Origin of the sequence: Campylobacter showae (assembly GCF_004803815.1) — a bacterium.
Lineage (GTDB): Bacteria > Campylobacterota > Campylobacteria > Campylobacterales > Campylobacteraceae > Campylobacter_A > Campylobacter_A showae.
On record NZ_CP012544.1, the window covers coordinates 1,944,987 to 1,957,586 of the forward strand.

Annotated in this window: 7 protein-coding genes, 2 tRNA genes and 3 rRNA genes; 1 reads left to right on the forward strand and 11 read right to left on the reverse strand. The window is 44.7% G+C overall.

Annotated features, from left to right (window positions below):
- Positions 1-6: 6 nt before the first annotated feature.
- Genes CSHOW_RS09475 through CSHOW_RS09485 form a run of 3 tightly spaced genes read right to left on the reverse strand, consistent with a single transcriptional unit; the run spans position 7 to position 1,896 of the window.
- Positions 7-936: a phosphatidate cytidylyltransferase gene (locus tag CSHOW_RS09475; protein ID WP_004321016.1), complete on the reverse strand. Its 930-nt coding sequence runs from the start codon at positions 934-936 to the stop codon at positions 7-9.
- Positions 933-1,277, reverse strand: a complete 345-nt coding sequence (locus tag CSHOW_RS09480; protein ID WP_039894996.1) for a hypothetical protein — start codon at positions 1,275-1,277, stop codon at positions 933-935. Before CSHOW_RS09480 ends, CSHOW_RS09475 begins: the two co-directional genes overlap by 4 nt.
- Positions 1,258-1,896, reverse strand: coding sequence for a lysophospholipid acyltransferase family protein (locus tag CSHOW_RS09485; protein WP_004321012.1), 639 nt, complete (start codon positions 1,894-1,896; stop codon positions 1,258-1,260). The genes CSHOW_RS09480 and CSHOW_RS09485 overlap by 20 nt, the downstream gene beginning before the upstream one ends.
- 745 nt (positions 1,897-2,641) lie before the next feature.
- Between CSHOW_RS09485 and hcp the strand changes: the two genes are divergently transcribed.
- On the forward strand, positions 2,642-3,970 hold the full coding sequence (gene hcp, locus CSHOW_RS09490) for a hydroxylamine reductase (RefSeq protein ID WP_004321007.1): 1,329 nt from the start codon (positions 2,642-2,644) through the stop codon (positions 3,968-3,970).
- A gap of 72 nt (positions 3,971-4,042) precedes the next feature.
- Here hcp and CSHOW_RS09495 read toward each other — a convergent pair whose 3' ends face one another.
- From CSHOW_RS09495 to CSHOW_RS09530, 8 genes are all read right to left on the reverse strand, one after another.
- The gene (locus CSHOW_RS09495) at positions 4,043-4,330 is read right to left on the reverse strand and encodes a hypothetical protein (RefSeq protein WP_039894990.1); all 288 of its coding nucleotides are present in this window, start codon (positions 4,328-4,330) and stop codon (positions 4,043-4,045) included.
- Positions 4,331-4,392: 62 nt separating this feature from the next.
- Entirely contained in the window at positions 4,393-5,019 is a 627-nt protein-coding gene (locus CSHOW_RS09500) for a tetratricopeptide repeat protein (RefSeq protein ID WP_002946281.1), read from the reverse strand.
- Positions 5,020-5,671: 652 nt separating this feature from the next.
- A complete protein-coding gene (locus CSHOW_RS09505; RefSeq protein WP_002946274.1) occupies positions 5,672-6,268 on the reverse strand; it encodes a CDP-alcohol phosphatidyltransferase family protein in 597 nt (198 codons plus the stop codon).
- 451 nt (positions 6,269-6,719) lie between these two features.
- Positions 6,720-6,838: ribosomal RNA gene (gene rrf / locus CSHOW_RS09510) — 5S ribosomal RNA — on the reverse strand.
- A 169-nt stretch (positions 6,839-7,007) separates the two neighbouring features.
- Positions 7,008-9,913, reverse strand: a 23S ribosomal RNA gene (locus CSHOW_RS09515).
- Between the two features lie 488 nt (positions 9,914-10,401).
- Positions 10,402-10,477 (reverse strand) — tRNA-Ala (locus CSHOW_RS09520).
- Between the two features lie 12 nt (positions 10,478-10,489).
- Positions 10,490-10,566, reverse strand: a tRNA-Ile gene (locus CSHOW_RS09525).
- Positions 10,567-10,779: 213 nt separating this feature from the next.
- Positions 10,780-12,290 (reverse strand): 16S ribosomal RNA (locus CSHOW_RS09530).
- The 16S, 23S and 5S rRNA genes sit together here with 2 tRNA genes alongside, the layout of an rRNA operon.
- Positions 12,291-12,600: the final 310 nt, after the last annotated feature.

The following is a 12,600-nucleotide window of genomic DNA, read 5'->3' on the forward strand; positions in this document are numbered from 1 at the left end:
AAAACCTCACGCGTAAAAATATCTAACTATGTGAAAAAATATCGGCGCCGCAAAGCACAGCGAGTCCATACGGTCAAGCATCCCGCCATGCCCGCTGATCATGTAGCCCCAGTCCTTGACGCCCAGATCGCGCTTGATCGCCGACATAACAAGCCCTCCTAAAAATCCCATCATACAAACGGCAAGCCCGATGAAAAACGCCCCCGCCGCGCCAAAAGGCGTGAGATGATGCAGGCACGCAGCCAGCGCGCTAGCGCTAAGTACCCCGCCCGCAAAGCCGACCACCGTCTTAGACGGACTGATGCTAGGAGCGATCTTGCGTTTGCCAAAAAGCTTGCCCCAGATGTACTGCAGCACGTCGCTAGATTGCACGACTATGATCAAAAACAACATCAGCTCCATGCTGCTGCCACTCTCAAGGTCTAGTAAAAGAAGCGCGGGGATGTGCGAGATACAAAACACGCAGATCATCAGCGCCCACTGGATCTTCGTCGAGCGCTCTAAAAAATAGGCCGCATCGCCGCAAATAGCCGCCAAAATCGGCAAAAATAAAAATCCGTAAACCGGGATAAATATCATCGCCATCGCGTACCAATCAGCGTAGATAAAAATATACTGCATGGGCAAAATCACGTAAAAGCACGCCACGAGCGCGATGTGATCGCCCCTGCGGATGTAGATGAGCGATAAAAACTCGCGCAATGCGGCAAACGAAACTAGCAAAAATAAAAATATCACGGCGTTTTTGCCCATATACGTAAACGCAAAAATGACCAAAATCATCGCCCACCAGGCGTTTATGCGCGAGGTCAAATTTGAGACGGTTTTGTTCTCGGCGCCGAATTTCGCCTTTAGGATAAAGGCAATGGCGCTAGAGACGACAAGCACCGCGATGAGTCCTAAAAATAGATTTAAGATATGATTTTGCGGGTTCATTTTGGGGCCTTTGGGTTAAATTTGAAGCTAAATTTGACGCTTGTTTTGCATGCTACCGAGCGAGTCAAATTTGCGAGCGTTTGGTTTGCCGCGCGGACGGCTTGATCGGTTAAATTTTTTACGCGGTTCAAATTTGCGTTTGGGTCAAATTTGATTTGCGGCAAGGCTGGCGTTTTAGCCTGGGTTTCGCGTTTAAATTTGACGCTTTTAGCCGTCATTTTAGAAGGCTCGTCGTCAAATTTGCCGTAAAGATCGGTCGCAAATCTCTTGCGTGGCGGATTTACAGAGCTCAAATTTACCGCCATCGCTAAAGTCGCCAAACTAGGCTTTCGTTCTGTCATTTTGCGTATCGCTCATCGCTAGTAGCGCGTCTTGCGCCTTTTGTAAAAACTCGCCCTTGCCTTCGCCTCCGTACGATATCTCCTCACCTACGATCAGCTCGCAAAGCAGCGGGATAGGTATCATAAAGCCCTTAGGCAGGACGTTGCGCGCGTTTTTGATCCAAATCGGCACCAAAGGCACGGAGGGGCACTCCTGCGCCAAACGAAACACCCCGCTTTTAAACGGCTGAAGTGCTAGGTCGTCGTTCATCTTGCGCGTGCCTTCCGGAAAAATGATGAGAGAGTGCGTCTGCAGCGCGTCGCTCATTTGCGCTAGCGCTTCTAGCGGATCTTTGCGGCGACTTATTAGCACCATGTTAAATACGTTTTTAGCAAGAAATCTGCGCACGGGCCCGCTCTCCCAGTACTCCGCCGCCGCGACGGGGCGCACGCGCTTTCTCACGCGATACGGCAGCGAGACGAAAATCAGCAAAAAATCGCCGTGGCTAGCATGGTTGGCGTAGTAAATTTTAGTACCCTCGCCGATATTTAAAAGCTCCTGCGGCGGCCGTACGCCCGTGATAAATATCGTGATGCGGCAAAGGATAAAATCAAGCGCTGCAGCTAAAAACTCTTTCATATTTTCGTCCTTTTATTTTATTAAATTTGCCCTGTTTGCGCGTCAAATTTGACGAGTAGCTGGAATTTGCCGTAACGCTTGCCGGCAAACGAAGCGGGTTTTAAAACTCGGGATTTTAACTCGTAAACGCTCATGATACTCCAAATGATTAGACTTAGCGCAACTTGTGCGGATCTTGGCTGCGATTCTAACTTGCCGTCTACAAAACCCTTATCGATTTTAAAAATATGATAAATTTCTTTTATAGAAATATCGCTTCGACTGTTTTGTATTTTTGCAGTATTATACCTAAAATTCGCATTCTTTAAGCGAAGCAAGCAATTGCCTCGTTGCCCCTGCCGACTGCTAGGCATGGAGAAATACCCTTAAATTTGCCGGCCTATGTTTATTGATCGTTTTGCGCGCTAGCGAGTTTGGATCCACAGCCCGCCAATCCGTCGCACCACCCGGATTTAGTAGAGCCGTCAAGATTGTTAGTCGCGCCATAGCATTGGCTCGTTTACTGAGCGATTTTACTACCCGAGCATAGTGCGCCGCCCACGATTTTGTCGTTAGAATTTTAAAATTTGACCCAAATTAGCATAACGCCCCAGCCGCTGCAAGAACTCAAATTTGGCTCGTAAAATTTAAATTCTCATTTTGTAAATAAATTTGATAAAATTTAGCCATTTCTTGATGGCGATCAAGTCGTTATTATAAATAAAAATCTTAAAATTTTTAACTAATTTTTTATAAAGGATTTTCTATGAGTTACAATCAAGAGATGTTCTGTCATCAGTGTCAAATGAGCGTACCCGAGGGCTGCGGCGCCAAAGGACAAGACCGCGGCACCTGCGGCAAAACCTCGACGCTGGCGTTACTTCAAGACACTATGGTTTTCGGACTTAAGGGCCTTAGCGCCTACCGCCACCACGCGCACGAGCTCGGCGCCGATACTAGCGCGGTCGATACCGTTATGGCGGACACGCTGTATTTTACGCTGACGAACTCAAATTTTAACTTTGACGAGCATATCGCGCAGCTGATGGCCGTCGGAAGCGCGGGTGTGGCGATGATGGATATTTTAAGCGAGGCGCATACCGCAAAATTCGGCGTACCGACCCCGGTTAAAGTAAGCCAAAACAAGGTCGAGGGCAAAGCTATTTTGGTTAGCGGCCACAACCTGCACGCGCTTGAGGCGCTGCTAAAGGCGACCGAGGGCAAGGGCATCAACATCTACACCCACTCCGAGATGCTTCCTGCGCACGGCTATCCGCAGCTTCGCAAGTATCCGCACCTAAAGGGCAACGTCGGCAAGGCGTGGTTTGATCAGACCAAGCTTTTTAACGAATTTAAGGGCGCGATTTTGATGACCACCAACTGCATCGTGCCGCTTCGCTCATCCTGTAGCTACGCGGACAGGCTCTTTGGCTACTCTATCGCGGGCACAGACGGGATCAAACATATCCAAAACGACGATTTTGCGCCGCTCATCGAGTGTGCGCTTGCATGCGGCGACGTGAGTATGGACAGCGACGAGAGCTTGGTGACGGGCGGACACTACAAGACGATTTTGAGCCTCGCGCCGCAAATTTTAGACGCGATCAAATCTGGCAAAATCCGCCGCTTTTTCGTCATCGCAGGCTGCGACGCGCCTGGCAAAGGACGCGAGTATTACCGCGAGCTAGCACTTAGCCTGCCGAAAGATTGCGTGATTTTGACCTCCAGCTGCGGCAAATTCCGCTTCAACGACGTGGATTTCGGAAACGTGCCCGGCACCGAGCTTCCGCGCTATATCGATCTAGGCCAGTGCAACGACAGCAACGGCGCGGTCAAGATCGCCTTGGCACTTAGCGAGGCTACGGGCATCGCGGTAAACGATCTGCCGGTCTCGATCGTGCTGATGTGGATGGAGCAAAAGGCGGTCATCATCCTACTTGCGCTGTTTAGCCTAGGCGTCAAGAACATCAACGTAGGACCTACCGTGCCTGAGTTTTTCAACGACGAAATTTTGGGCTTTTTGGTGCAAAATTTCGGCCTTCGCCTAATCAGCGGCGACGCGCAGGCGGATCTGAAATACTTCCTGGGCGAATAATCTTTTCGGGCGCGCGGCGGCGAGACGGCACGCTAAGTTGGCTGCAATAAATTTGCCGCCAACCGGTAAGCATTAAATGGACTGCATAAAATTTACTGCATCTCTGCAGTCCATTTCCGGTTGTGGGAATTTTGAAGAATTTAAAATATTTTCAGCGAGAGGATTTGTCGCATGATTTTTACAATATCTTATTAGCGCCATCGTTTGCGCCCTTTTTACCCAGATTGCATGCCTTCTCGTAGTATTTTGCTGATGTTTTTGGTCACTATCCTCTATATAAGCGGCGTATATCGCACAAGCTACCCAGTTTCCCGAAGAATCGCAGGCCGCCTTATAATCCTCAGCGATTCCAGCCTTCATTACGTTTTGCGTAGATTTTAAATTTTGCGCTTCAAGCTCGTTGGATTTGCTGCAAATTTGCTTTAGTTGTTCGTTAAATATAGTGTTGTTTTGAAATACGGGATCTGACTTCTTTTTGCCGGGTTCGCAGGCTTTTTTATAGTATTTTGCCGCCTCTTTATTATCCTTTCCTTCCATAAACATAGCAAACACCCCGCAAGCAAACATATCATCGTTATTATCGCAATCTTTTTCTGTTGCGCTGACACCTTTGCCATATCCGCATCATTGCCGCTCATAGTAGCCGCTATAGTGCAGCCCTCTTTATACCCCGCATTGCACGCCTTTTGAAAAAACTCGAGGGCTTTTTTGTTATCTTTTTCTACTGCTTTTCCTTCAAGATAAAATCCTGCCAGTCCAAAGCAGCTAAGAGCATAACCGCCGCCACACGCTTTTTTATGAAACTTAAAAGCTTTTGCCAAATCTTTCTTTATGCCCAAATTGCCGACCTCTGGAATACCTTCATATACTGCGCCGAGATAGCTGCAAGCTTCCACATACTTCATGGTTCCATTTTTATTGGTGAAATCTTTGCCGCTTTCGCATATTTTTTCCACCTCACTTATAAGCTCCTCAATCGTTGGTTCTTTTGCCTCCGCGACAAGCATAAAAGAGCATAAAAAAGCCAAAGCTAAAACGATTTTTTTCACTTCTTCCTCCTTAAATATTTTCCGTATCATCTCATTTTTTACTGTCAAATATTGTCATTTAGTGTAGATAATTTTATACGTATTCCATATTTTTAAAGAATTATAGAAGCGAGCCATCTCTCTTTTAATAAGCGCCAAAATTTAAACAAAATATCGCTTATTTAAGACTCTTAGGCACCCAGCTTGCCGTTTGACGTAAATTTTATAAACCCGTTCGCCTTAGCAATAAGATAACTTTAGTAAAAACAGAATTTACAAATTTGACATGCTCGCCAAATTTAGTTTTTTGTACGGCTATCGCAAGCTCTTGTTTTAAATTTGACTAGCTTGCATCGTCTATAAATTTGGCTATCTTTTTGATGAAGTTTTCCCACGACCATGCTATACTTTTCGGCTATTTTTAAAGAATTTATCTGAGTACGGATTGAAATTTATTGCTTAACGGCCAAACTTATAATGTCGTTTTGTAAAACTTTTAACCCAAATTTGACCGCAACCGTAAACTACACCAAATGTTATAGCATTGCACTGGAATATTGTTTTGGGATTTATATCGTTTGATTTATGAGCGTATAGGTGTAAATTTGCATAAATGTATTATCCTATTTTTTAGTACATTCCCCATCAAATTTATGCCGAGCATTTTATTGGACTATCTTTTTAAACCCATTCTAACGCGATTTATGCAGGTAAGCACAAGCAAAAGCGCCACCGCGTAAAGCGCCCAACTAAACCATGAGGGCAGCTGACTAAATACCGCATATATAGTGCCCACAAGCCCGAATACGAATGCGCGATCGCTCTTACCCATAGGGCCGTCATAACACCTGCCGCTGCCGTGTATCTGCCCTAGAACGCCTAAAAATTCGCTCATAAAGGCTAAAAAGATAACGAGCGCGATAATGCCCCATTCAAATGGTGCCACAAAAGCAAACGGTAAATAAAGCGCGGTGTCTGAAATAACGTCAGTAGCTTCGTTTAAATAGCCTCCAAGCGGCGTTTTTTGATTAAATTCGCGGGCCAGCATGCCGTCGATAGCATTCAAAGCCATACGCACAAACATCCAGATGGGCAACAGAAAAAATAGAGTAGAGACGTCGGAAAATTTGACGAGTAGCGCGCCTAATAAAATAGACAAAATGCAGGCCGCTAATGTGACTTGATTTGCCGTAATGCCGGCATTATAAAGACGCTTTACTAACGGACGAAGTAGGTTTTGAAATTTGGGTTTTAACTCGTAAATACTCATGATGCTCCAAATAATTTTAATTTGGTATTTTCCCCTAAAAATACTTGAATAAAGTTTAATTATAGCTTGAGAATATTTTAAGACCTAGAGTTACCACAAATACTCGCTTAAATCAATCCCAGACAATGCAAACTCACCAAACACAACTATATACCACAAGATATCAAACTAAAAACAGACTAATGTGATACATACCCTAAAACAATTCAAAAAAGAATATGATTAAAGCAATTCGAAAGACATAACGTAAGGAATAAGATATAAATTTAAAAAGTCAAAAACAAATATCCAAAAACAAATTATAAAGCCAAGATAGAGATACAAAAAACCAGTTAAAACAAAAAAACTAAAAACAAATTTATAAAAATATACAACAGATTACAAGAGAACTAAAGCAAAGAATACAGAATATAAAATAAGAGAGTAAATAGTATAAAAGCATAAAAAACAAAGCCCGCAACGACCTACTTTCCCGACATCCCAGTAAGGGAGAGTATCATCAGCCAGGACGAGCTTAGCTTCTTGGTTCGAGATGGAGCAAGGCGTTTCCTCGTCTGTATAGTCACGGGCAGTGTTAAAGAAATAAACTATATTAATTTACTTCTTTAACACTGCTATTTAATTGTTAAAAGTCAAATTTCATTTTAACTAAAACAAGATCTTGATAAGGTATAGATTAGATATTTTATTTCTAATTTTGGAAATAAAATTACCCTTAACAAGGAAGTGATGCTTATTAAAAGATAAGCAGACGAGCTATTAGTACTGGTCAGCTAAAGGACTTTCATCCATTACACACCCAGCCTATCAAACTTATAGTCTATAAGAGCTCTTAAAAGAAGATTCATCTTGGAGTTGGCTTCCTGCTTAGATGCTTTCAGCGGTTATCACATCCCGACATAGCTACCCAGCGCTACCCTTGGCAGGATAACTGGTACACCAGTGGTCGGTTCAACCCGGTCCTCTCGTACTAGGGTCAACTCTCCTCAATCTTCTTGCGCCCACGGCAGATAGGGACCGAACTGTCTCACGACGTTCTGAACCCAGCTCGCGTACCGCTTTAAATGGCGAACAGCCATACCCTTGGGACCTGCTCCAGCCCCAGGATGCGATGAGCCGACATCGAGGTGCCAAACCTCCCCGTCGATGTGAGCTCTTGGGGGAGATCAGCCTGTTATCCCCGGGGTACCTTTTATCCTTTGAGCGATGGCCCTTCCACACAGAACCACCGGATCACTAAGACCGACTTTCGTCCCTGCTTGACGTGTATGTCTTGCAGTTAAGCTGGCTTTTGCCTTTATACTCTGCGAACGATTTCCAACCGTTCTGAGCCAACCTTTGTAAGCCTCCGTTACATTTTGGGAGGCGACCGCCCCAGTCAAACTACCCACCAGACATTGTCCTACTTGAGGATAACTCAAGCTAGTTAGCTATCAGAATAAAAAAGAGTGGTATCTCAACAACGGCTCACCATAAACTGGCGTCTATGGATCAAAGCCTCCCACCTATCCTGCACATTTTTATCCCAATAGCAGTGTCAAGCTGTAGTAAAGGTCCACGGGGTCTTTCCGTCTTGCCGCGGGTAGGAGGAATTTTCACCTCCACTACAATTTCACTGGATCCCTCTTCGAGACAGCTCCCATCTCGTTACGCCATTCATGCAGGTCGATATTTAATCGACAAGGAATTTCGCTACCTTAGGACCGTTATAGTTACGGCCGCCGTTTACTCGGGCTTCGATCAAACGCTTCGCAGAGCTAACGTCATCAATTAACCTTCGAGCACCGGGCAGGCGTCACACCCTATACATCCTCTTACGAGTTAGCAGAGTGCTGTGTTTTTGGTAAACAGTCGGGAGGGACTCTTTGTTGTAACCTTCAATGCTTACGGAGTAAATCCTTCACAAAGTTAGGCACACCTTATACCGAAGATACGGTGCTATTTTGCAGAGTTCCTTGAAGAGAGTTCTTCCACGCGCCTTAGAATACTCATCCCACCCACCTGTGTCGGTTTACGGTACGGGCAACTATAACTAAACTTAGAAACTTTTCTTGGCTCGACAGTATCAGCAATTCGCTATCCATTCCGAAGAACTTCAAACGCCTGTGGGGTCTCGGCTTAAAAAGATCCGGATTTGCCTGGATCTTAACCTACACCTTTCGACTAGCACTACCATCCGCTAGCTTGCTTAACTCTAAGCGTCCTTCCATCGCACATTATAGTTGGCATTGGAATATTAACCAATTTTCCATCGCATACCCCTTTCGGACTTTGCTTAGGACCCGGCTAACCCTACGATGACGAGCATCGCGTAGGAAACCTTGGGTTTACGGCGTTGGGGATTCTCACCCCAATTATCGCTACTCATGCCTGCATGCTCACTTGCATTCGCTCCAGCGCTCCTTACCGGTACACCTTCGACGCTGAATGCAACGCTCTCCTACCACTTAGTAAAACTAAGTCTAAAGCTTCGGTACTCATTTTAGCCCCGTTATATTTTCCGCGCAGAATCACTAGACCAGTGAGCTATTACGCTTTCTTTAAAGGATGGCTGCTTCTAAGCCAACCTCCTGGTTGTTTAAGTAACTCCACATCGTTTTCCACTTAAATGAGATTTAGGGACCTTAGCTGTTAGTCTGGGTTGTTCCCCTCTCGACGACGGATTTTATCACTCGCCGCCTGACTGCCATGATTACACACTAGGTATTCGGAGTTTGATAGGGTTTGGTACATTGGTGTATGCCCTAGCCCATTCAGTGCTCTACCCCCCAGTGTTACTACATGACGCTATACCTAAATATATTTCGGAGAGAACCAGCTATCACGATGTTTGATTGACCTTTCACCCCTATCCACAAGTCATCCCATGGCTTTTCAACGCCAGCGGGTTGGGTCCTCCACCGGCTCTTACACCGGCTTCAACCTGCTCATGGATAGATCACATCGTTTCGGGTCTGCAGCATCTGACTAAACGCCCTATTAAGACTCGCTTTCGCTACGGCTCCGGGTTTCCTTAACCTCGCCAGACACCACAACTCGCAGGCTCATTATGCAAAAGGCAGTCCATCACACGTCATAAAGAATCGTGCTCTGAATGATTGTAAGTAAATGGTTTCAGGTTCTATTTCACTCTGATCACCTCAGTTCTTTTCACCTTTCCCTCACGGTACTTGTGCACTATCGGTCTAGTAGTAGTATTTAGGGTTGGATCGTGGTCGACCCAGCTTCAGACAGAATATCACGTGTTCCGCCCTACTCAGGATACTGCTAAGCAAAACAAAGCTTTCATATACGGGAGTATCACCCTCTGTGCTTAATCTTTCCAGATTATTCTATTAGCTAAGTTTAGTCTATATCGCAGTCCTACAACCCCGTTAGTAAACTAACGGTTTGCCCTCTTACGCGTTCGCTCGCCGCTACTAGCGTAATCTCTTTTGATTTCTTTTCCTGAGGGTACTAAGATGTTTCAATTCCCCTCGTTCGCTCCATAATAGGTAGTTAAGCTCGCGCTTAACTGGGTTGCCCCATTCAGAAATTCCCGGATCAAAGCCCCTTGACGGCTCCCCGAGACTTATCGCAGCCTGGCACGTCTTTCATCGCCTCTACTAGCCAAGGCATCCACCACTTACTCTTAGTAGCTTACCTTTTATTAGTATATAATATATTCTAATTCGCATCACTTCCTTGTTAAAGGTAACTTGTAAATTTAAGATTTCAAAAACGAAGTCTCAAACCCAATATCTATTACGAAATTTAAATCTCTGGCTTTTAAGACGGAAAGCATTGACTAATACCTAGGTAAGTTTTAAATCCTATGATATCTTGTGACGTCAAACTTCTGCATTAAGCAAATAAGCAAGATCTTTAAATCTTTAACAAGTCCTGTAAAATTGTTTTATTTATTAAAACTTGATTGTGACTTTTAACAATGATAAACTAAATAACGTTTAGACTTCTCAGCTTGGTAAAGCCAAGCTTGCGACAAGGAGCTTCGCTCCCTTGACCCACCTAAAGCACAAAATTGCTTACGCAATTTCGTAAATTTAGAAGAATAGTCGTTTCCTAAAGTCTAATTAGAAAGCTTGAGTAAAAAGTCCTCTAATTAAACTTTATCTATTATGTTAAACTAATCATGGTGGAGAATAGCGGGATCGAACCGCTGACCTCCTGCGTGCAAAGCAGGCGCTCTCCCAGCTGAGCTAATTCCCCAATTAAATTCTCTGGTGGGCCTAACAAGACTTGAACTTGTGACCTCACCCTTATCAGGGGTGCACTCTAACCAGCTGAGCTATAGGCCCCTATAGGTTTGCGTCAATCTTTCAAAACTAAACAAGGTCGATTGAGTAGATATACTTTTAATCTTCTTTAGCGTAGCGACAAGTCGCTACTAAGAAGCAATACTAAAGTTACAGCTAAAACGATTGCTTCGCAATCTTATTTAGCATCTAGTATTGTATATCCAAATTTTCCTTTGACGAATATCTTGTGAGAGAATATTCGTTGTACTCTAGAAAGGAGGTGATCCAACCGCAGGTTCTCCTACGGTTACCTTGTTACGACTTCACCCCAGTCGCTGATTCCACTGTGGACCATAACCGGTTTGGTATTTGGGCTTCGAGTGAAATCAACTCCCATGGTGTGACGGGCGGTGAGTACAAGACCCGGGAACGTATTCACCGTAGCATGGCTGATCTACGATTACTAGCGATTCCGGCTTCATGGAGTCGAGTTGCAGACTCCAATCCGAACTGGGACATATTTTATAGATTTGCTCCATCTCGCGATATTGCGTCTCATTGTATATGCCATTGTAGCACGTGTGTCGCCCCGGACATAAGGGCCATGATGACTTGACGTCGTCCACACCTTCCTCCTCCTTGCGAAGGCAGTCTCATTAGAGTGCTCGGCCGAACCGTTAGCAACTAATGACGTGGGTTGCGCTCGTTGCGGGACTTAACCCAACATCTCACGACACGAGCTGACGACAGCCGTGCAGCACCTGTCTTAACATTTCTGCAAGCAGACACTCTTCCATCTCTGGATGATTTGTTAGATATCAAGTCCGGGTAAGGTTCTTCGCGTATCTTCGAATTAAACCACATGCTCCACCGCTTGTGCGGGTCCCCGTCTATTCCTTTGAGTTTTAATCTTGCGACCGTACTCCCCAGGCGGTATACTTAATCCGTTAGGTGCATTACTGCCTCGACTAGCGAAGCAACAACTAGTATACATCGTTTAGGGCGTGGACTACCAGGGTATCTAATCCTGTTTGCTCCCCACGCTTTCACGCATTAGCGTCAGTTAAGTTCCAGCAGATCGCTTTCGCAATGGGTATTCTTCTTGATCTCTACGGATTTTACCCCTACACCAAGAATTCCATCTGCCTCTCCCTTACTCTAGATTATCAGTTTCCCAAGCAGTTTAACGGTTAAGCCGTTAGATTTCACAAGAGACTTGATAATCCGCCTACGCGTCCTTTACGCCCAGTGATTCCGAGTAACGCTTGCACCCTCCGTATTACCGCGGCTGCTGGCACGGAGTTAGCCGGTGCTTATTCCTTGGGTACCGTCATAATTCTTTCCCAAGAAAAGGAGTTTACGCTCCGAAAAGTGTCATCCTCCACGCGGCGTTGCTGCTTCAGGGTTTCCCCCATTGAGCAATATTCCCTACTGCTGCCTCCCGTAGGAGTCTGGACCGTGTCTCAGTTCCAGTGTGACTGATCATCCTCTCAGACCAGTTACGCGTCATAGCCTTGGTAAGCCATTACCTTACCAACTAGCTGATACGATATAGCCCTATCCATTACCGAAAAACTTTCCCGTATCTACTTATATAGATACGGAGTATAAGGTATTAGCAGTCGTTTCCAACTGTTGTCCCTTAGTAATGGGCAAGTTAGCTATATATTACTCACCCGTGCGCCACTAAGATTAAATAGCAAGCTACTTAATCTCCGTTCGACTTGCATGTATTAGGCACGCCGCCAGCGTTCACTCTGAGCCAGGATCAAACTCTCCATATTAAATTACCTAAATCATTAAAGATATTAGGATTTTATTATGAAGTTTTAATCAAAAAACTTTAATTTTATTAATTAGTTTTATCTCTTATCTACTTTCCAAGGAAAGCCTGATAAAAGATTGGCTCAATCGATCACTTGTTTAGATTTCAAAGATTGACTAATTAGTTTAACAGTGTTAATTTAAAAAACATAATTTAAGAGCTAGTTTCAAAAACTCTCAAAAATTAGAGAGTTGTTTATTTAACTCAAAATTAAAACTTACGATATTAAAAGAAAAGGCTTTATTAACGTGAAAGTTAAAGGTGGTTTC